20 protein-coding genes are annotated in these 19,160 nt (G+C 73.8%); 5 read left to right on the top strand and 15 right to left on the bottom strand.

The features are described 5' to 3' along the window. Window positions 1-18: 18 nt before the first annotated feature. From AC4MBH_RS12435 to rplM, 4 genes are read right to left on the bottom strand one after another with little or no spacing between them, the layout of a single operon-like run. Window positions 19-576, bottom strand: coding sequence for an FKBP-type peptidyl-prolyl cis-trans isomerase (locus AC4MBH_RS12435; protein ID WP_491795192.1), 558 nt, complete (start codon window positions 574-576; stop codon window positions 19-21). A 46-nt stretch (window positions 577-622) separates the two neighbouring features. Further along, window positions 623-1,978, bottom strand: a complete 1,356-nt coding sequence (gene glmM, locus AC4MBH_RS12430; protein WP_491795191.1) for a phosphoglucosamine mutase — start codon at window positions 1,976-1,978, stop codon at window positions 623-625. Window positions 1,979-1,986: 8 nt separating this feature from the next. After that, window positions 1,987-2,499 (bottom strand): 30S ribosomal protein S9, encoded by a 513-nt coding sequence (gene rpsI, locus AC4MBH_RS12425; protein ID WP_491795190.1) that lies wholly within the window; start codon window positions 2,497-2,499, stop codon window positions 1,987-1,989. A 44-nt stretch (window positions 2,500-2,543) separates the two neighbouring features. Next, the gene (rplM, locus tag AC4MBH_RS12420) at window positions 2,544-2,987 is read right to left on the bottom strand and encodes a 50S ribosomal protein L13 (RefSeq protein WP_491795189.1); all 444 of its coding nucleotides are present in this window, start codon (window positions 2,985-2,987) and stop codon (window positions 2,544-2,546) included. A 316-nt stretch (window positions 2,988-3,303) separates the two neighbouring features. Between rplM and AC4MBH_RS12415 the strand changes: the two genes are divergently transcribed. Further along, window positions 3,304-4,593 (top strand): citrate synthase, encoded by a 1,290-nt coding sequence (locus AC4MBH_RS12415; protein WP_491795188.1) that lies wholly within the window; start codon window positions 3,304-3,306, stop codon window positions 4,591-4,593. A gap of 193 nt (window positions 4,594-4,786) precedes the next feature. Then, window positions 4,787-5,095 (top strand): hypothetical protein, encoded by a 309-nt coding sequence (locus tag AC4MBH_RS12410; protein ID WP_491795187.1) that lies wholly within the window; start codon window positions 4,787-4,789, stop codon window positions 5,093-5,095. Here AC4MBH_RS12410 and AC4MBH_RS12405 read toward each other — a convergent pair. The 4 genes from AC4MBH_RS12405 to AC4MBH_RS12390 are packed head-to-tail and all read right to left on the bottom strand — an operon-like array spanning window position 5,068 to window position 7,858. Continuing rightward, complete coding sequence (locus tag AC4MBH_RS12405; protein ID WP_491795186.1) at window positions 5,068-5,256, bottom strand: hypothetical protein; 189 nt, start codon at window positions 5,254-5,256, stop codon at window positions 5,068-5,070. The two genes, AC4MBH_RS12410 and AC4MBH_RS12405, sit on opposite strands and share 28 nt — an antisense overlap. A gap of 36 nt (window positions 5,257-5,292) precedes the next feature. After that, a complete protein-coding gene (locus AC4MBH_RS12400) occupies window positions 5,293-5,817 on the bottom strand; it encodes a hypothetical protein (protein ID WP_491795185.1) in 525 nt (174 codons plus the stop codon). Window positions 5,818-5,873: 56 nt separating this feature from the next. Next, window positions 5,874-6,701: an SGNH/GDSL hydrolase family protein gene (locus tag AC4MBH_RS12395; protein WP_491795184.1), complete on the bottom strand. Its 828-nt coding sequence runs from the start codon at window positions 6,699-6,701 to the stop codon at window positions 5,874-5,876. Window positions 6,702-6,733: 32 nt separating this feature from the next. Beyond that, entirely contained in the window at window positions 6,734-7,858 is a 1,125-nt protein-coding gene (locus tag AC4MBH_RS12390; RefSeq protein WP_491795183.1) for a glycosyltransferase family 4 protein, read from the bottom strand. 127 nt (window positions 7,859-7,985) lie between these two features. On the opposite strand from AC4MBH_RS12390, the gene AC4MBH_RS12385 reads away from it, so the two are divergent. Further along, window positions 7,986-8,867 carry a class I SAM-dependent methyltransferase gene (locus AC4MBH_RS12385; protein WP_491795182.1) on the top strand — a complete coding sequence of 294 codons (882 nt, stop codon included), beginning with the start codon at window positions 7,986-7,988 and terminating at the stop codon, window positions 8,865-8,867. Between the two features lie 10 nt (window positions 8,868-8,877). Here AC4MBH_RS12385 and AC4MBH_RS12380 read toward each other — a convergent pair whose 3' ends face one another. From AC4MBH_RS12380 to AC4MBH_RS12370, 3 genes are all read right to left on the bottom strand, one after another. Continuing rightward, on the bottom strand, window positions 8,878-10,356 hold the full coding sequence (locus AC4MBH_RS12380; protein ID WP_491795181.1) for a glutamine synthetase beta-grasp domain-containing protein: 1,479 nt from the start codon (window positions 10,354-10,356) through the stop codon (window positions 8,878-8,880). 58 nt (window positions 10,357-10,414) lie between these two features. Beyond that, on the bottom strand, window positions 10,415-11,062 hold the full coding sequence (locus AC4MBH_RS12375) for a helix-turn-helix transcriptional regulator (RefSeq protein ID WP_491795180.1): 648 nt from the start codon (window positions 11,060-11,062) through the stop codon (window positions 10,415-10,417). Window positions 11,063-11,136: 74 nt separating this feature from the next. Beyond that, window positions 11,137-11,745: an alpha-ketoglutarate-dependent dioxygenase AlkB gene (locus AC4MBH_RS12370; RefSeq protein ID WP_491795179.1), complete on the bottom strand. Its 609-nt coding sequence runs from the start codon at window positions 11,743-11,745 to the stop codon at window positions 11,137-11,139. A gap of 176 nt (window positions 11,746-11,921) precedes the next feature. On the opposite strand from AC4MBH_RS12370, the gene AC4MBH_RS12365 reads away from it, so the two are divergent. Continuing rightward, window positions 11,922-12,503: a dihydrofolate reductase family protein gene (locus tag AC4MBH_RS12365; RefSeq protein WP_491795178.1), complete on the top strand. Its 582-nt coding sequence runs from the start codon at window positions 11,922-11,924 to the stop codon at window positions 12,501-12,503. Here the strand turns inward: AC4MBH_RS12365 and AC4MBH_RS12360 are convergent. Beyond that, a complete protein-coding gene (locus tag AC4MBH_RS12360; protein ID WP_491795176.1) occupies window positions 12,482-12,880 on the bottom strand; it encodes a hypothetical protein in 399 nt (132 codons plus the stop codon). The two genes, AC4MBH_RS12365 and AC4MBH_RS12360, sit on opposite strands and share 22 nt — an antisense overlap. Then, window positions 12,877-13,392 (bottom strand): hypothetical protein, encoded by a 516-nt coding sequence (locus tag AC4MBH_RS12355; RefSeq protein ID WP_491795175.1) that lies wholly within the window; start codon window positions 13,390-13,392, stop codon window positions 12,877-12,879. The genes AC4MBH_RS12360 and AC4MBH_RS12355 overlap by 4 nt, the downstream gene beginning before the upstream one ends. Window positions 13,393-13,481: 89 nt before the next feature. Between AC4MBH_RS12355 and AC4MBH_RS12350 the strand changes: the two genes are divergently transcribed. After that, on the top strand, window positions 13,482-13,898 hold the full coding sequence (locus AC4MBH_RS12350; RefSeq protein WP_491795174.1) for a BLUF domain-containing protein: 417 nt from the start codon (window positions 13,482-13,484) through the stop codon (window positions 13,896-13,898). Window positions 13,899-13,922: 24 nt separating this feature from the next. On the opposite strand, the gene AC4MBH_RS12345 is transcribed toward AC4MBH_RS12350, so the two are convergent. Further along, a complete protein-coding gene (locus tag AC4MBH_RS12345; RefSeq protein WP_491795173.1) occupies window positions 13,923-15,230 on the bottom strand; it encodes a M1 family metallopeptidase in 1,308 nt (435 codons plus the stop codon). Next, window positions 15,227-19,117: a Pls/PosA family non-ribosomal peptide synthetase gene (locus tag AC4MBH_RS12340; protein WP_491795171.1), complete on the bottom strand. Its 3,891-nt coding sequence runs from the start codon at window positions 19,115-19,117 to the stop codon at window positions 15,227-15,229. Before AC4MBH_RS12340 ends, AC4MBH_RS12345 begins: the two co-directional genes overlap by 4 nt. Between the last annotated feature and the right edge of the window lie 43 nt (window positions 19,118-19,160).

Here is a 19,160-nt window from a genome sequence, read left to right as displayed (position 1 = left end):
GAACCGGTTATCGGCGGTTCAGGCGTCCTGGGCGTCGACGACGTCGATGACGAAGTACAGGGTCGAGCCGCCGGGGATGCCGGCCTGCTCGGCGTCACCGTAGCCCTGGTCCGGGGGGATGGACATGATGATCCGGCTGCCGACCGGCACGCCGGGGATGCCCTCGTCCCAGCCGGGGATGAGCTGCCCGACCCCGATCGGGAACTGCGCCGGCTCGCCGCTGAAGGTCTCGTCGAAGGGCTCCTCGCCCTGGTAGACCGAGCCGAAGTAGTCGACGGTGAGCAGCTGGCCCGCCTCGACCGGCGGGCCGTCGCCCTCGGTCACCGTGTGCACCTCGAGCTCGGTGCCGGGCTCCGGGGCGTCGGTGAAGTCGAGGCCGACGACGTCCTCGCCGTCGGTCTCGATCGCAGGCGCCCAGTCGGGCAGGTCGCCGGCCTCGGGCTCGGCGGACTCCGACGAGGCCGGGTCCTCCGCCTGCTCGTCGTCGTCGGAACCGCCGCAGGCGGCCAGCGAGACGGTCAGGAGCGCAGCGGCGGGCAGCGCCGCCCAGCGGCGGGTGCGGGACAGGTGCTTCATGGGTCCTCCTCGGGACGGGCGGGCTGGGGTAGGAGCGGCGCGCCGCTCAGGCGAGCGCCAGGCGGCGGCGTACGACGTCGGCGAGGCGGTCGGCGGTGCCCTGGGCGTCGTCGGTGGTGGCCGCCTCGACCATCACCCGGACCAGGGCCTCGGTGCCCGAGGGGCGCAGCAGCACCCGGCCCTGGCCGTCGAGCCGGGACTCCTCGGCCGAGACCGCGGCGAGCAGCTCGGGGTCGTCGCAGCGGTCCTTGTCGACGCCGGGCACGTTGACCAGCACCTGCGGGAACCGGGTGACGACCGAGGCGAGGTCGCGCAGCGACCGGCCGGTCACGACCATCCGCTGCAGCACGTGGAGGGCCGTGAGCAGGCCGTCGCCGGTGGTGGCGTGGTCGCGCATGATGACGTGGCCCGACTGCTCGCCGCCGAGGTTGAACCCGCCGGAGCGCATGTCCTCGAGCACGTAGCGGTCACCGACGGCGGTCTGGCGCACGGTGACGCCCGCCGCCTCCATCGCCCTGACGAAGCCAAGGTTGCTCATCACGGTGGCCACGACGGTGTCGTCGGAGAGCCGCCCGGCGTCGCGCAGGGCGAGCGCCATGATCGCCAGGATCTGGTCGCCGTCGACGATCGCGCCGGTGGCGTCGACCGCCAGGCAGCGGTCGGCGTCGCCGTCGACCGCGAAGCCGGCGTGGGCGCCGTGGTCGACCACGGCCCGCTGCAACCGGCTCAGGTGGGTGGAGCCGTAGCCGTCGTTGATGTTGAGCCCGTCGGGCTCGGCGCCGATGGTGACCACCTCGAGGCCGGCGTCGGCGAACGCCCGGGGTCCGACCTCGAACGCCGCGCCGTGCGCGCAGTCGAGGACGACGCGCAGCGGGCCGCGCCGGCCGAGCGGGCCGTCGAGGGTGCGCACCAGGTGGGCGGCGTACTCCTCGACGGTGGGGGCGTACGGCCGCACCCGGCCGACGGCGGCGCCGGTGGGCCGGTCCCAGTCCTCGCCGATCTGCGCCTCGATCTCGCGCTCGAGCGCGTCGTCGAGCTTGACGCCACCGCGCGCGAGGAACTTGATGCCGTTGTCGGGCATCGCGTTGTGGGAGGCGCTGATCACCACGCCGACGTCGGCGCCGAGCGCATCGGTGAAGTAGGCGACGCCGGGTGTCGGCAGGACCCGCAGCCGCAGGACGTCGACCCCGGCAGCGGCCAGGCCGGCCACCACGGCGTGCTCGAGGAACTGCCCGGAGATCCGGGTGTCGCGGCCGACGACGGCCAACGGCCGCTGCCCGGCGTACTCGCCGTGGTCGACGAGCACGCGCGCAGCGGCCACGCCCAGGCCGAGCGCGAGCTCGGCCGTGAGCGGGCCGTTGGCGAGGCCGCGGACGCCGTCGGTGCCGAAGATGCGCGGCACGCCGGGGGTCAGCGCTTGCTGAACTGGGGCGCCTTGCGGGCCTTCTTGAGACCGGCCTTCTTGCGCTCGATGACGCGCGAGTCGCGCGTGAGCAGCCCGGCCTTCTTCAGCGTGGGGCGGTTGGTCTCGAGGTCGATCTCGTTGAGGCAGCGGGCGATGCCGAGGCGGAGCGCGCCGGCCTGGCCGGTGATGCCGCCGCCGTGGATGCGGGCGATGACGTCGAAGCGTCCCTCGAGCTGGAGGGCGGCGAACGGCTCGTTGACCACCTGCTGGTGCAGCTTGTTGGGGAAGTAGGAGTCCATCGAGCGGCCGTTGATGCGGAACTCGCCGGTGCCGGGGGCGATGCGCACGCGGGCGACGGCCTCCTTGCGACGGCCGGTGGCCGCAGCGGGGGCGATGGTCGCCGGACGGGCCGGGGTGTCGGCCGACGCGGCGCTCTCGGACGTGTAGGACACGCCCTGCTCGTCGGGGGTGAAGGTCTCCTCGACCTCGCCGTCGGTGGGAAGAGCGTTCTCAGACATGGGTTTCTACCTGCTCAGTCTCTGGGTCTCAGTGGAGGTCGTGATTACTGGGAGATCTGCTTGATCTCGTGGGGCACGGCCTTCTGAGCCGCGTGCGGGTGCTCCGGGCCGGAGTACACCTTGAGCTTGGTCAGCTGCTGGCGGCTCAGCTTGTTCTTGGGGAGCATGCCCCAGACGGCCTTCTCGATGACCTTGCGGGCGTCCTTGCTCAGGACGTCGCCGATCGCGGTCTCGGTGAGACCGCCCGGGAACCCGGAGTGGCGGTAGACCTTCTTGGTCAGCTTCTTGTTGCCGGCCAGCGCGACCTTCGAGGCGTTGACGACGATGACGAAGTCACCACCGTCGACGTTGGGCGCGTAGGTGGCCTTGTGCTTGCCGCGCAGGAGTGTCGCGCACTCGACGGCGAGACGGCCGAGGACGATGTCCTCGGCGTCGATGACGTGCCACGTGCGCGTGATGTCGCCGGGCTTGGGGGCGTAGGTACCCATGACCTTGCTTTCTGCGTTCGTAGGATCCGGTCCGGGGTCCGCCCCGGTCGGAGGTGGTGCTCGCATCTCTTGACGAACTCGGCCCGGCTCGACCCCCCGGCGGACCGGTGAGCCGTCCGGGACTGCACCTCACCCGGGTCAGGGGTGCGGCGCGGCAGGGACGCGACCAGCAAGGCTACGGCTGCGGGCGACGGCGTGCCAAATCCACGCCCGAGACGTCCCACGCGTGGCCGGCTCGGCCACTCGCGGGCGGGTCGGCGTCCGCACAGTGGTGCCCGGGATTCCGCGTCGCGCGGACGCCGACTACGTTGGACGGGTGACCGACTCTCTCACCGTCCGCGACAACCGCACCGGCCAGGAGTACGACGTCCCGATCACCGACGGCACCATCAAGGCCGCCGATGTCGGGAAGATCCGGACCGACGAGGAGTCCCCCGGGCTCGCCGTCTACGACCCGGGCTTCGTCAACACCGCCTCCTGTCGCTCCTCCGTCACCTACATCGACGGCGACCAGGGCATCCTCGAGTACCGCGGCTACCCGATCGAGCAGCTCGCCGAGGGCTCGACGTTCCTCGAGGTGGCCTACCTGCTGGTGCACGGGGCGCTCCCGACCAAGACCGAGTACGACGCGTGGGTGCACGAGATCACCTACCACACGTTCGTGCACGAGAACGTCAAGGAGTTCATGCAGGGCTTCCGCTACGACGCGCACCCGATGGGGATGCTGATGGCGTCGGTGGGGGCCCTCTCGACGTTCTACCCCGATGCCGGCCGGATCACCGACGCCGACACCCGCCACCTGCAGATCGTGCGGATGATCGCCAAGATGCCGACCCTCGGCGCCTGGGCGTTCCGCAACGCCCAGGGCAAGCCGTTCGTCTACCCCGACAACGACCTCGGCTACACCGCCAACTTCCTCTCGATGCTGTTCAAGATGAGCGAGCAGAAGTACGAGGCCGACGAGCGCCTCGTCAAGGCCCTCGACGTGCTGTTCATCCTGCACGCCGACCACGAGCAGAACTGCTCGACCAACGCGGTCCGCTCGGTCGGCTCCTCGCAGGTCGACCCCTACTCGGCCGTCGCGGCCGGCGTCGGCGCCCTCTACGGCCCGCTGCACGGCGGTGCCAACGAGGCGGTGCTGAAGTCCCTGAAGCGGATCGGGTCGAAGGAGAACATCCCCGACTTCATCAAGGGCGTCAAGGACGGCAACGAGCGCCTGATGGGCTTCGGCCACCGGGTCTACAAGAACTACGACCCGCGGGCCCGGATCATCAAGAAGGCCGCCGAGGACGTCTTCGAGGTCACCGGCACCAACCCGCTCCTGGAGATCGCGCTCGAGCTGGAGAAGATCGCGCTCGAGGACGAGTACTTCGTCAAGCGCAAGCTCTACCCCAACGTCGACTTCTACTCCGGCCTGATCTACGAGGCCTTCCAGTTCCCGCCCGAGATGTTCACCGTGCTCTTCGCGATCGGCCGCACCCCCGGCTGGCTCGCGCAGTGGCTCGAGCTGGTGCAGGACAAGGAGCAGAAGATCGCCCGGCCCAAGCAGATCTACACCGGCGACCGCGAGCTGTCGTTCACGCCGGCGTCGGAGCGTTGGGCCTGACCTGACTCCCCCGGTTCTCCGCGCGAGGGTCGCGTGCCTCTCCGGGGGCACGCGACCCTCGCTGCGTCTGCGGGCCCACGAGCTGCTGGCCCGCGAGCTCGGCGCGGTCGCCGCGGGCCGGTTGTGCCCGCGCTGCGGCTCGGCCGACCACGGGCGGCCGTGGGTCCGGCCGGCCGAGGGCCCGGCGCCGTCGGTGAGCCTGTCCTACGTCGAGGGGCTGGTCGTCGTGGCCTGGTCGTGGGACGGTCCGGTGGGCGTCGACGTCGAGCGCGCCGAGGTCCACGCGGGCGACTACGGCGACGCGGTCGCCTGGACCCGCACCGAGGCCGTGCTCAAGGCGACCGGCGAGGGGCTGGCCCGCGACCCCGCCGGGCCCGGCGGCCTGCCGGTGCGCGCCGTCGTACGGCTCGACCTCGCGGCGGCGTACGTCGGGTGGGTGGCGCTCGACGTCGCCCCCGCGCCGATCGACGTCGACTACCTGCGCGGCACGACGAGGACGTAGAGGACCGCCAGCACCAGCATCGCCACGAGGACGCCCGCCCACGGGCTCACCTCGGTGGCGGCTGCGCCGACGGCCAACGTGCCCGCGCCGACGACCACGACGACGGTCAGGACGGTGGCGATCTCCACCGTCTGCCGGTCACGCCGGGCCTGGTCCTTCACGGCGGTCAGTATCGCACCCGCGGGGCCGGCGGCGCCTCAGCCGCGAGCGACCGCTCGGCTCCAGGGCCAGCCGCCCCGAGGCGTCCCGGGTGCCAGGTCGGCGTCGGAGCCGATCTCGGTGATCAGGCGGGTCCGCACCGCCCCGTAGTCACCACCGTGGACGCACCGGGCGGGCAGCCGGACCCGGACGCTGTCGGTGGTCTCGTCCCAGGTCACCCGGAGCCCGTCGCAGCGCTGGCGCCCGTCGACGGTGTCGACGGTGTTGCGGTCGCCGCGCGGCCGGTGGCGGCTCACCACCTTGACGACGCCGTCGGGGTCGGCGCCCACGGGCCGGTAGTACAGGGCGAGGTCGCCCGTCGTGACGCGCCGGAACGTGATCGTGGTGACGATCGCGTGGTCGTTGTTGGAGACGCGCACCGTGGTGATGTCGAGCGCAGCCCCGTGCTGGCCGTCGCGGTCGGGCTCGTCGATGCGGATGGTCGCAGCACCGGCGGCGACCGGGGCGACGACGGTGGCGACGCCGAGGAGGAGGGAGACGACGAGGCACTCGAGGCGCAGCATGCAGCGAGGGTAGGCCGTCCGCCGTCCCGCAGGAGCCGAACGGCGGACCCGGTGCCTCACCCGGGCGCCGGCGTGGTCGACGGCCCGTGGACCCCGTGCGGCAGCGAGTCCGAGAGCCCCAGGGCGACCAGGACGCCCGGGAGCATCGCCTTGGCCGTGCGCTCGTAGCCGGCGCTGGAGGGATGGAACCGGTCGATGGAGAACATGTGGTCGGGCTGGGCGATGAAGAACGGACCCACGACGGCGGCGAGGCTGACCGCGATGCCGCCGTTGACCGTGGTGACCTCGCGCTGGGCGACGGCGAGCTGGCGCGACGCCCGCCTGGCGAGTGTCCGCAGGGGTTGCGGCACGGCCGTGAGCGCGCCGAGGTCGGGACAGGTGCCGACGACGACCGCCGTGTGCCGGGACCGCAGGTGGGTGATCGCCTCTTCCAGGTGCCGGCGCGACTCCGACACCCGCACCCGGTGGGTGACGTCGTTGCCGCCGACCACGATGACCGCGACGTCCGCGTGGTACGTCGCCGGGAGCGCGGACAGCTGGGCGCGGAGCATCGACGTCTCCGACCCCACGTGGGCCGCGGTGAGCAGCCGCACCGACCGTCCGGTGCTCTTGGCCAGCCGCGACGCGAGCTGAGCGCCCAGGGTGTGCTTGGCCTTGTCCGCACCCAGCCCGGCGGCGATCGAGTCGCCGAGCAGGAGCAGGTCGATGGGGTCGCCGAGCTTCTTCTTGTAGGTCCGGTCGGCGACGTGCGGGCTCTCGCCCAGCGGCTTGCCGATGGCCGCCCGCGCGACGCGCCCCTGGACGTGCACGACCAGGCGCGCCGTCACCGGGAGGGCGGCCAGCCCGCCGAGCACGAAGGCGGTGTTGACCGCACCCGGGCGCACGGTTCGGCGCTCGGACGCACTGCCCGGCGTCGTCACGCAGCGGCGTCCAGGGCCGGGTCGTCGAGCACGGCCCGGTAGTGCGCCTGCACCAGCTGGTCGACCATCGCCGGCCAGGTGCGGTGGGCGATCCGGTCGAGCGCGGCCTCCGCGAGCCCGGCGCGGGCCGTGGGGTCGGTCAGGGCGGCGACCTGGCGACGGAGCGAGCCGGGGTCGGCGACGTCGAACAGCAGCCCGGTCCGACCGGTGTCGACGAGGTCCAGGGGGCCGCCCGCCGCGGGCGCCACCACCGCGACGCCGCTGGCCTGCGCCTCCTGGACCGTCTGGCAGAACGTCTCCGACTCCCCCGTGTGCACGAACACGTCGAGGGACGCGAACGCGCGGGCCAGCTCGGCGCCCTGCAGCTGGCCGGTGAAGTGGGCGTCGGGCAGCAGCCGGCGCAGCCGCCCCAGCTCGGGGCCGTCACCGACGACGACGAGCCGGGCGCCGGGCACGTCGGCCAGCTCGGCGAGCCGGTGCACCTTCTTCTCGGGGGCCAGGCGTCCGACGTAGCCGACCACGAACCGGCCGGGCTCGTCCGCTCCGAGCCACTCGGCGCGCAGGCCCTCGTCGCGACGCTCGGGGCCGAACAGGTCGAGGGAGACGCCCCGGCCCCAGAGGTGCAGGTCGTCCACGCCGAGCCCCTGCAGCTGCCGGTACGACGCCGTCGACGGCACCAGCGTCCGGGTGGCGCGCCGGTGGAGGCGGCCCACCCACGCCGAGACGGCCGACTCCGCGTGCAGGCCGTACTGGCGGGCGAACCCGCCGACGTCGGTCTGGTAGACCGCGACGGTGGGGATGCCGAGGCGCCGGGCTGCACGCAGACCGACGGCGCCCAGCATGATCGGCGAGGCCAGGTGCACGACGTCGGGACGGAAGTCCCGCAGGACGTTCTGGACGACGGGGTCGGGCAGCCCGAGCGGGAACGAGCGGTAGCCCGGCAGCCCGACGGACCTGACCCGGACGACGCGGACGTCGCGGTGGCTGGTGGGCCCGGGACCGGGCGCGATGACCAGCGGCTCGTGGCCGGTGGCACGCAGGCGCTCGGCCACGTGGCGGACGGTGTTGCTGACGCCGTTCACCTGAGGCAGGAAGGACTCGGTCACGATCGCAACGCGCATGACCCCACGCTGGCGCCGCCAGGTGAACCCCGGACGTCTCCTGGACCCGTGTCGGTCGACGGCCGGGCGGCCGCCGGGGTGTCGATCCTCCCCTGCGCCGCGCCGCGGCGGACCTATGCTTCGCCGCATGGACGACCCGACCACCGACCCGACCACCGACCCGACCGCCGACCCGACCGCGGCGAACGTCAGCCACTGGGACGGCCTGGCCGCGGTGCACGGCCATGGCGACGCCTACTACGACCTCGAGGCGTTGCGGGCCGGGACCTCCTCGCTCAGCGACGTCGAGGCGGCCGCCGTGCGCGAGGCGGTCGGCGCGGTCGACGGGCTCGACGTCCTGCACGTCCAGTGCCACCTCGGCATGGACGCCGTCAGCCTGGCCCGCCAGGGCGCCCGGGTGACGGGCGTCGACTTCTCGCCGGTCGCGCTCGAGCGGGCCCGGGAGCTGGCCGCGCGGTGCGGGGTGGCCGTCGACTACGTCGAGGCGGACTCGACGCGGCTGCCCGACGACCTGGCCGGGCGGTTCGACCTGGCCTACGCCACCATCGGCGTGATCTGCTGGATCTCCGACCTCGAGGCCTGGATGAGGTCGGTCGGCGCGACGCTCCGACCCGGCGGGCGGCTCGTCCTGGTCGACCTGCACCCGCTCTTCCTGATGATGGACGCGACCGACCCGATCAGTGTCGACTTCCCCTACGCCTTCGACGGGCCGCACCTGTTCGCGGACAGCGAGTCCTACGCCGGCGTCACGGCCGAGCAGAGCAGCGGCGGCAGCGTGAACTACGCGCACTCCCTCGGGGAGGTCGTCACCGCGGCGGCCCGCGTGGGGCTCCGGGTCGACGTCCTGCACGAGCACCTCGACGCCTCGTTCGACCCGCGCGGCGACGTCCTGGCCCGCGAGGACGACGGGCGCTTCCGGGTGCGGCTCGGTGGCGAGCCGCTGCCGGTGCTGTACACGCTCGTCGCCACGAGCACCGGCACCGACGCCGGCACCGACGCCGGGGCCTGACCCGGGCCGCTCAGCCGACGTGCCAGTGCCGGCGTACGAGCTCGGCGCGCGCGTCGTCGTCCTTGGCGACCTTCTTCACCAGCGCGTCGTCCTCGTCCTCGCGGAGCCGCTCGAGGATCGCGTCGACCAGCTCGCTCGGGAACACACCGTCGGCCTCGAACATCGCGCGGTCGCCCTCGAGCGCGTCGGCCGCCTCGGAGCACGAGGCCGGCAGCTGCTCGAAGTCGTCGTGCTCGGCGGTGCTCAGCCGCTCGGCGAGCTCGAGGCTGTCGGGGTCGGCCAGCCCGCGCCTGGCCGCGACGGCCATCCCGGCCAGGAGCAGGTGCACGTCAGCCGAGCCGTCAGCCAGCCGCAGCTCGACCGTCTGGGGGTGGACGGCGGGCTCGGGCACCGGCTCGGAGGTCTCGGGGTTGGCGTGGGCGACCATGCCGGGCAGCACGTCCCCCACCCAGGCCAGCGGCACCCGGACCAGCCCGGTGCGGTCGGTCTCGCCCCAGCTGATGCCCTCGGGCGACTCGTCGCCCTCGGTGAAGCGCAGGTACGACGTCGACACGGTGTTGCCGAAGGCGGTCAGGGCCTTGGCCGCCGACAGGTAGCCGGCGATCAACCGTCGAGCGGTGTCGTTGATGCCGTCCTCGTCGACGATCGCGCTGGCGCCGTCGCGGACCAGCCGGCTGTGCACGTGCAGACCGCTGCCGGCTCCCTCGCCGCTGACCGAGGGCGCAAAGGTGACCTCCAGCCCGTGCGCGTGGGCGACCTCGCGCACGACCCACTTGGCCAGGACGAGCGCGTCGGCGGCCTGCTCGACCGGGACGGGCCAGAACTCGATCTCGTGCTGCACCAGCTGCCGGTCGTCCTCGCGGATGTTCCCGACCTCGCCGTGGGCGTACTTGAGCTGGACACCCATCGCGGAGAGGTGGCCGAGCACCTGCTCGCGCACCCGCTCGCCCTTGGAGAACGGCGAGGACTCCTGGTAGCCGTGCTCCTCCTCCACCGGGAAGATCGGGTCGAGGTCGTCGACGAGGTAGTACTCGAGCTCGCCGAACGCCTCGAGGACCAGGCCCGTCTCCGCGGTGAGCGCCTCGGCGGCGCGGCGGACGATCTGCTCGCGCGCGTGGGCCAGGGGCCGGCCGTCCTCGTCGTAGAAGGAGCACAGGACGTCGAGCGAGGGCCGCTCACCGAACGGGTTGAGGAAGGCCGTGCGGTAGCGCGGCACGATGTAGACGTCGCTGGTCTCGGCCCCGGTGCCCGGGAAGATGCTGGACCCGTCGACCCGCTCGCCCCGCGTGAGCACCTGGACGAGGTGGTCGCGGGAGTTGATCGGGAACGCGATCGTCTTCAGCCGCCCGTCACCGCCGACGTAGCGCAGGTTCACCTGGCGCAGCTCGAGCTCCTCCACCGCCGTGACCAGGTGGCCGCAGGTGAAGTCCGCTGCCGGGGTGTCGAGCAGTCGCACGAGCGGGTGGGGTTCGAGCGCGTTGGTGGCCATGCCCAGTTCTAGCAGTGACACCGCAACGCGCCGGCCCCCGCACGACCGGTGGTGCCGCTCAGGCCGGTTCGGTGCCCGTCCAGCGGGCGTCCTCGTCCTGGCCTCCCGCGGCGGCGCCGTCGGGGCCGAGACCGTGCGCGAGCGCCCAGATCACGGCCTGCGGCCTGGTGAGGACGCCGGCCTTGCGGTAGGCGGTGCGGATGTAGGTCTTGATGGTGTTGACACCGAGGAACAGCTCGGCGGCGATGTCGACGTTCGTCTTGCCGGCCGCCACGCCGGTCAGCACCTCGCGCTCACGCGGGGACAACCCGGCGGCGGTGGGCGGCGCGGCCAGGGCACGGCGGGCGTGGCTGATCGCGGACGCACGCAGGGCGGCCGCGACCACCTCGACGACCTCGACCCGGGTCGCCGAGACCGTGAGGAAGGCGTGGACCTTCCGGCGCCAGGCGTCGAAGCCGGGAGCAGACTCCTGCGAGGTGAGCACGACGACGGGGGCCAGGGAGGTCGCCGTGACGCGCTCGAGCCCGCGAGCCGCCTCGTCGGGGGTCCCGGTGGCATCGACGATGACGACGTCGACCGGGGAGGAGGCGTCGAGGGTGTCGGTGAACCGGACCGGGACCGGGAGGCCGGCCAGCATGCCGCGCAGGCCGTGGGCCACCAGGTCGCGCGAGGACAGGATCGCCAGACGGAGCGAACGGTCGGCCATGGTCGGAGATCCTCATCGCCCGAGGCGCCGGGGTCACCACCCCTTGGGCGGTGTCTCGTCGGTCGCGACGTCGTTCACCCAGGACGTGCCTGGCTGCTGGCCCGGTAGTTGACGCTGATCCGGGGTCCGGTGCTCCGCGTCTGCTTCGGGACCGAGTGCCGCCAGTCGCGCTGGCACCGACCGCCCATCACGACGAGGTCGCCCGAGACCGGCGAGAAGGCGGTGCTGGCGCCCCCGTCGACCGGGCGGACCAGGAACCGCCGGTCGGCCCCGAGCGAGAGGACGGGGACGGTGCACTCCGGGCGGCGGCACGACGCGGCGTCGCCGTGCCAGCCGGTGCTGTCGCGGTGGTCGCGGTAGAGGTTCATCCAGAGGCCGTCGTAGTCGACCGCGTAGTGCTCCGACAGGGTCTCCGCGATCGTGCGCAGCATCGGGTGCGGCGCGTCCCGGAGGTCGGGCACGTCGATCGTCAGCCGCGGCTCCGGCACCGTGCCCGTCGGCATCCGGCGCTCGCGCTGCTCCCACCCGCTGACGGCGAGGAGGTGGTCGAGGAGCTCGCCCGAACCCGTCAACCAGCCCGGCACGTGCTCGACCCACGAGTGCCGGTCGAGCCGGGTCCGGCGTGCCGAGGCGAAGGTCGGGTCGACGCCGAGCCCGCCGGTGTCGAAGAGGCTGGGTTGCACGTTCAGCCCGCCGCTCGTCGTCGAGCGGCGGTGCGCGAGGCCGGGCGGGTCATCGCCCGCGAGCCTACGTCGGCCGCGCAGGCGGCCGCCGACGTCGTCGTCTGCGCCGCCGGCGACGAGTTCTGCGGGCCGGCGCGGTCTTCTCCCCCACACCCACCCCACCCACCGGGAGCACCATGACCGCGACCTACACGTTCGACGTCTTCTCGAGCCTCGACGGCTACGGCTCCTACGGCCCCGGCGGCGACTGGGGCGGCTACTGGGGCAAGCAGGGTCCCGAGCTGCTCGACCACCGCCTGGCGACCTACGACCAGGAGCAGCGGCTGGTGCTCGGCGCCACCACGTTCCGCCAGTTCGTGCAGATGCTGGCCACGGGCAGCGCGGAGTCCGAGGTGCGGGACCCGTGGGTGACCCGGATGACGAACCTGCCCACGACGGTCGTGTCCTCGACGCTCGACGGCCCGCTCGACTGGCCGGACGCGACGGTCGCGAGCGGGGACGCCGTCGACGTCGTCGCCCGGCTCAAGGAGGAGTCCGACGTGCCGCTGCGCTCGCACGGCAGCCTGTCGCTGAACTGGGCCCTGCTCGCTGCCGGTCTCGTCGACCGGGTGCAGGTGACGGTGTTCCCCGTCATCACCGGGAGGACCGGGACCGACCCGGTCCTCGGGGGCGCGGGCGACCATGACCTGGAGCTCCTCGAGTGCAGGACGCTCGACGGCCGCACCCAGGAGCTCGTCTACCGACCCACCCTCCACTGAGGGTTCGCGACCACGCTGGAGCGGTGGTCGACCACGCTGACGATCGAGACCAGACCGAGGACCACCGCCCCGGCCACCACCGCCCACGACCACGCGTCGACGAGGTGGCCGAGCCGGGCCTGCGCGGCCACCAGGCTCGCCAGCTGGACGGTGACGGCGACCACCCACGGCCACGGCGTCCGCCGGGCGGCGAGCGCGGTGCCGGCGAGCACCAGGGGTGCGGCGACCACCCACACCAGCCAGGCGGCGTACACCGGCTGGCCGTGGCTGCCCAGCCAGCCGGCCAGGCCGACGACGTCGGCGCCGCTCGCGAGCACGACGTACGCCGTCAGGGCAGCGACCGCGACGCAACCGGCCGCCGCGACCCGGAAGGTCAATCCGTGTCCTCGCCGACGGTGTCCCCGTCCTCGAGCCCGGCGATGCACGAGCGGCCGTCGTCCTCCTCGACCAGGACGACCACGTCGAGCTCCCGGCCCTCGAGCCCCGTCTCGTCGCTGGTCGCCCGCACCCGGAAGCTGCCGGTCTGCTCGCCCTCCACGTCGCTGACCTCGTAGTCGACCTCGGGGTCGTCGCTGCCGCTCGCGTCCCGGCCCTCGGCGATGAGGTCCTCGAGCTCCTGGCGCTGCTCCTCGGTGGGCGCGGTGCACAGCAGGTCGATGCCGGCACCGACGTCGAGGTCGGCGGCGGCCTCGACCGCCTGGTCGGCGACCTCCTCGACGGTGCCCGCGTCACCGCCGCCGAGGGCGAGGACGGCACCGCCGGTCGCGAGGACCAGGACGAGCGCCGCGCCGGCGACGTACCAGCCGAGCCGTGATGGTGACGACGACGCCGGTGGGCCGGGAGGTGGCGAGGGCGGCGGGGGCGGGTACGGCGGGGGCGAGTCGGACACCCGCGCATCGTGCCACCCGCCGAGGACCGGCGGGTCCGGGCACTCGATAGCCTGGCGTCCCGCACCCCCGTCACCTGGAGCTGGGTCTGATGCTGTCCCTCACGTACGTCAGCTCGGCGACCGAGCTGCTCGAGGTCCCCCGGCTGCGCGAGATGCTCGCCGCCTGGCGTCCCCTGAACGAGGCGCGGGGGCTGACCGGGTTGCTGCTGTACAGCGGCGGCAACATCATCCAGACCCTCGAGGGTCCCGACGAGGCGGTCGAGGCCACCTTCGCCAAGATCAGCGCCGACCCGCGCCACCGGGGCGTGCTGCCGTTGCTGCGGGAGCCGACCGAGGAGCGGGAGTTCCCGGACTGGTCGATGGGGTTCCGGCACCTCAGCGCGGAGGAGGCCCGTGCGACCGACGGGTTCGACCCGTTCCTGCAGGAGGGCTCGGGTCCCGGGCCCGGCAGGTCGACGAGCTCGGCCCACCGGCTGCTGACGATGTTCCGGGCGAACATGCGCTGACCCCGTGGGGTCCGGCGTCTCAGGTCAGGGCAGGTCGGGCAGCGCCGTGCGGTGCAGCCAGGCCACGAACAGGTCGGCGAGGTCGTGGCCGGTGCGCTCGACGGCCATCGAGACGAAGTCGGCGGTGGTGACGTTGCCGCCGGAGTGCGTGGCGACCCAGGCGCGGAGGAGGTCGAAGAAGGCGTCGTCGCCGACGGTGCGGCGCAGTGCGTGCAGGGTCAGTGCGCCCCGCTTGTAGACGCGGTCGTCGAACATCAGGGCCGGACCGGGGTCGGCGAGCAGGAGGTCCTGGTCGAGCCCGGAGAGCCGCTCGTGGTGGTGCGCGGCCCACTCGTCGGCGGTGTCGCCGCCGGAGGACTCCGACCAGATCCACTCGCTGTAGCAGGCGAACCCCTCGTGGAGCCAGATGTCCTGCCAGCGCCGGAGCGTGACCGCGTTGCCGAACCACTGGTGGGCGAGCTCGTGCGCGACCAGCCGCACCGAGTCCCAGTCGCCGGTCATGAAGTTGCGCCCGAACGTCGAGAGGCTCTGAGACTCCAGCGGGATCTCGAGGTCGTCGTCGGTGACGACGACGGCGTACGTCGGGAACGGGTAGGGCCCGAACAGCTCGGCGAAGGTCGCGAGCATGTCGGCGTTGCGCCCGAACGCCGCCTCGAACCCCTCCCCCGCGTCGGCCGGCACCGCGGCCCGGAGCGGCGGTTCGAAGCCGAGGTCGCGGACGTCGTAGCGGCCGATCTGCACCGTGGCCAGGTACGTCGCCATCGGCTCGGCCTGCTCGAAGACCCACGTGGTCGCGCTCGAGCCACGCCGGCGCGCGGCCTGCACCCCGTTGGCGACGACGGTGTAGTCGTGGGGGGCGGCGACCGCGATGCGGTAGGACGCCTTGTCGTCGGGACGGTCGTTGCAGGGGAACCAGGTCGGGGCACCGTGCGGCTGCCCGGCGACGATGACCCCGTCGGTGAGCTCCTCCCAGCCGGCCTCACCGTGGTGCTTGTCGACGAGCGGGCGCGGGTTGCCGGCGTAGGTGATCCGCAGCTCGAAGGCCTGCCCGGCGTCCAGCGCCTGCTTGGGCGTGACGACGAGGCGGTCGCCGCGGGCGGCGTACCGCGCCGGCTGCTTGCCGTCGACCAGCACCTTGCTGACCCGCAGGTCGGCCAGGTCGAGCACGACGCGGGCGCAGTCCTCGACCGCGCGGCAGCGGAGGGTGGCCTGGCCGCGCAGGTGGTTGCGGACCAGGTCGTAGTCGAGGTCGAGGTCGTAGTGCTCGGCGCTCCAGGACGGGTCGCCGTGCCCGGGGAGGTAGGGGTCGGCGGTGGGGAGACCGTTGCTCACCTGTCGGCCCAGGGACCGATCGGGTTGCCGATCCAGGCGGTCTTGTCGGGCACCGACTCGCCCCTCATCACCAACGACACGGGGCCGACCGTAGCGTGCCGTCCGAGCGTCGCCGCGGGCAGGATGACGCTGTTGGGACCGAGGGTCGCGCCGCGCTTGAGGGCGACGACGTCCTTGGCGAACCGACGGTCGTGGAACAGGTGCGTCTGCACCACGCTGCCCTGGTTGACCGTGGCGCCGTCACCGAGCTCGACCAGGTCGGGCTCGGGCAGCCAGTAGCTCTCGCACCACACGCCGCGCCCGATGGTGGCGCCCATCAACCGGAACCACGCGTTGAGCAGCGGGGTGCCGCTGGCGGCCCGGGCGAACCACGGCGCCGCGACCACCTCGACGAAGGTGTCGGCGAGCTCGTTGCGCCAGACGAAGCCGCTCCAGAGCGGGTGGCTGCCCGGGCGCAGCCGGCCGACGAGCACCCACTTGGCCGCGACCGTGACCAGGGCGGCCGCGAGGCCGGCGCCGACGAGCAGCGGCCCGGCCAGCAGCAGCGCGACCAGCGCTCCCGGCCCGTCGAGCAGGCCGAGCAGCGCCACGGCGACCACGCCGCTCAGCGCGAACGAGACCATCAGCGGCACCAGGCGGCAGACCTCGACGAGCGCCCGGTAGACGCGCAGCCGCGTCGGGGGGTCGAACGTGCGGTGGTCGGCCGAGGCGTCCGCCGTACGGCGCAGGGGTGCCGGCGGGCTGCCGAGGTAGGACTCCCCCTTGCCCGCCGCACGCCGCCGGGGCGCGGCCGAGAGCACGGCCACCAGCGACGCCTTGGGCACCCGGCGGCCGGGCGCGGCCATCCCGGAGTTGCCGACGAAGGCCCGCTTGCCGATCTTGACCCGCTCCACCCGCAGCCAGCCGCCCCCGAGCTCGTAGCCGCCGATCAGGGTGTCGTCGGCGAGGAACGCCTCGTCGTTGACCTGGGTCAGCGACGGGATCATCAGCACGGTCGAGGCCTCGACGTCCTTGCCGATCCGGGCCCCGAGCAGCCGCAGCCACACGGGGGTGAGGGTCGAGGAGTAGAGCGGGAACAGCCAGGTGCGGGCGTCGTCGAGCACCCGCATCGTCGCCCAGACCGCGAGGGCGGAGCGGCTGCGCACCGGGTGCACGCCGGTGACGACGGCACGACCGGCCACGCGGACGACGCCCAGCACCAGGGCGGCGAGCGTCACCAGGCCGAGCACGGTCGAGACCGGCAGCCACACCAGCAGCCCCAGGACGTCGGCCGGGTCGCCGGGACGGTCGGCCAGCAGGAGCGGCGGGAGCGCGCCGACCAGGACCGAGACCAGCGGGAGCGCGGCCAGGGTGGCCGCCGTGACGACGTAGGCCCCGACCCAGGCCCGGCTGGCGGCCGGCCGGTCGGACCAGGGGCCGCGGGCGTCGTCGGCGGTGCGGACCGCCGGCGACCCCGACCAGAACTCGCCCGCGGGCACGGTGCCGAAGACCGAGGAGCCCGGCGCGACCTCGGCGTCGGCGCCGACGTGGGCACCGGGGCAGAGCATCGACCGCGCACCGACGCGGGCGCGGGCGTCGACCCGGACCTCGCCGAGGTGCAGCACGTCGCCGTCGACCCAGTAGCCGGTCAGGTCGACCTCGGGCTCGATCGAGCAGCCCCGGCCCAGGGTGAGCAGGCCGGTGACCGGCGGGACGGAGTGCAGGTCGACGTCGCGACCGATCCGGGCGCCGAGGAGCCGGGCGTACCAGGTCATCAACGGTGCTCCGGCCAGCCCGGTGGCGCCGAGCTCGTCGGCGACGTGACCGGCCAGCCACAGCCGCAGGTGGGTCTTGCCGCCGCGCGGGTGCTCCCCCGGCTCGACCGGGAGCAGCAGCAGGCGCACCGCGCCCGCGGCGACGACCATCCGACCGGGCGGGAGGACGAACAACGCCCCGAGGACCACCAGCAGCCACACCGGCGGGTCGGGCAGCCAGCGCAGCCCGTCGAGCGACCCGAGCAGCAGGCTCGTCAGGCCCACCCAGAAGACCCAGCGCGGGGCGGCCAGGCAGCGCACCAGCACCGTCGCGACGACCTGCGCCGCCTGGGTCTTCAGCGGGGTGGGGCGCACGCTGCGGTCACTGGCCGGGCCGTCGCCGGACGACGTCGAGGCGTCGAGGTGGGCGGCGAGCCCGCCGAGGGTGGGGTGCTCGTAGACGTCACCCACCACGACCTCGGGGTGGCGCTCGCGCAGCCGGGAGACGATCTGGGCGGCGGTGAGGCTGCCGCCGCCGAGATCGAAGAAGTCGGCGTCGGGGGTGTCGACCGCGGCGCCGAGGACGTCGAGCCACAGCGTGGCCACCCACTGCGCGGTCTCTCCGAGCCCCGCCGCGGGGACCGCGGCGCGCGGCAGCGGCCACGGCAGGGCGTCGCGGTCGACCTTGCCGGAGGTGCGGGTCGGCAGCGTGTCGACCACCGCGAGCCGCGGCACCAGCGCGGCCGGCATGGTCGCGCGCAGGCTCGCCAGCGCGGCGGTCTGGTCGAAGGTGTCGTCGACGGCGACGTAGCCGACGAGCAGGCTGTTGCCGGCGCGGCTCTTGCGGACCGCGGCCGCGGCGCCGTGGACGCCGGGCAGACCCAGCAGCGCGCTGTCGACCTCGCCGAGCTCGATCCGGCGTCCGCCGAGCTTGACCTGGTCGTCGGCGCGACCGCCGAACAGCAGGCCGGCGGGGTCGTTGACCACGAGGTCGCCGCTGCGGTAGGCGCGGTCCCAGCCGAGGGTGGGCATCGGCGCGTACTTCTCGGCGTCCTTGACCGGGTCGAGGTAGCGCGCGAGCCCGACGCCGCCGATGATCAGCTGCCCGGTCTCGCCCGCGGCGACGGGCCGGTCCTCGGCGTCGACGACGGCCAGGTCCCAACCGTCGAGGGGCAGCCCGATCCGCACCGGCCCCTCCCCGGTGAGCTCGGTGCCGCAGGCGACCACCGTGGCCTCCGTCGGGCCGTAGGTGTTCCACACCTCGCGGCCGGGCGCGACCAGCCGGGCGGCGAGCTCGGGCGGGCAGGCCTCCCCGCCCATGATCAGCAGCCGGACCGCGGCCAGCGCCTCCGCCGGCCACAGCGCCACCAGGGTCGGCACGGTCGAGACGACCGTGACCCCGTTGGCCACCAGCCAGGGCCCGACGTCGATGCCGCTGCGCACCAGCGCCCGCGGCGCCGGCACCAGGCACGCGCCGTAGCGCCAGGCGAGCCACATCTCCTCGCAGCTGGCGTCGAACGCCACCGACAACCCGGCCATCACCCGGTCGCCCACGCCGAGCGGCTGGTCCTGGCAGAACATCCGCGACTCCGCGTCGACGAACGCCGCGCCCGAGCGGTGCGTCACCGCCACGCCCTTGGGCTTGCCGGTCGATCCCGAGGTGAAGATGACCCACGCGTCGTCGTCGAGACCCGGGTCGGACGGCTCGACGGGGTCGGTACGGCGGCGGGCGGCGATCGCCCGGTCGGCGCCGACGACGGCCGCCACGTCGGCCTCGTCGAAGACGAGCCGGGCCCGCTCGTCGGGGTCGTCGGCGTCGACCGGCACGTACGCCGCCCCGGCCAGCAGGATGCCGATGATCGCGACGTACAGGTCGGTCGTGCCCGACGGGACCCGGACACCCACCTTGTCGCCCGGACCCACGCCGAGGGCGGCCAGCTCGGCGGCCAGGCCGTCGGCCTCCTCCTCGAGCTCGGCGTAGGTCATCACTCCGGTGCCGGCGTCGACGGCGGGCTCGTCGGCCGCCTGCGCCGCGGTCGCGCGGAAGATCTGCACCAGCGTGCGCGGCGCCGGAGCCCAGGCGCCCCGGCGCAGCGGGTCGACGGTCACGCCGGACACCTCGTCCTCGTGGTGGTGGTGGGTCTCGTGGGGCACGGCGGCGGACTCTTCCGAACGCAGGTGAACAGGCGGCGACGAC

Source organism: Nocardioides sp. WJ219 (genome assembly GCF_058559815.1).
The sequence above is the reverse complement of the archived record's forward strand: the minus strand, read 5'-3'. Positions and strand labels throughout refer to the sequence as shown.

Coding starts and splice junctions, on each gene's coding strand:
- rpsI (WP_491795190.1), bottom strand. CDS start 2,499: ATGTCTGAGAACGCTCTTCCCACCGACGGCGAGGTCGAGGAGACCTTC.
- AC4MBH_RS12375 (WP_491795180.1), bottom strand. CDS start 11,062: ATGGCCGACCGTTCGCTCCGTCTGGCGATCCTGTCCTCGCGCGACCTG.
- AC4MBH_RS12435 (WP_491795192.1), bottom strand. CDS start 576: ATGAAGCACCTGTCCCGCACCCGCCGCTGGGCGGCGCTGCCCGCCGCT.
- AC4MBH_RS12390 (WP_491795183.1), bottom strand. CDS start 7,858: ATGCGCGTTGCGATCGTGACCGAGTCCTTCCTGCCTCAGGTGAACGGC.
- AC4MBH_RS12400 (WP_491795185.1), bottom strand. CDS start 5,817: ATGCTGCGCCTCGAGTGCCTCGTCGTCTCCCTCCTCCTCGGCGTCGCC.
- rplM (WP_491795189.1), bottom strand. CDS start 2,987: ATGGGTACCTACGCCCCCAAGCCCGGCGACATCACGCGCACGTGGCAC.
- AC4MBH_RS12350 (WP_491795174.1), top strand. CDS start 13,482: ATGCTGTCCCTCACGTACGTCAGCTCGGCGACCGAGCTGCTCGAGGTC.
- AC4MBH_RS12385 (WP_491795182.1), top strand. CDS start 7,986: ATGGACGACCCGACCACCGACCCGACCACCGACCCGACCGCCGACCCG.
- AC4MBH_RS12380 (WP_491795181.1), bottom strand. CDS start 10,356: ATGGCCACCAACGCGCTCGAACCCCACCCGCTCGTGCGACTGCTCGAC.
- AC4MBH_RS12365 (WP_491795178.1), top strand. CDS start 11,922: ATGACCGCGACCTACACGTTCGACGTCTTCTCGAGCCTCGACGGCTAC.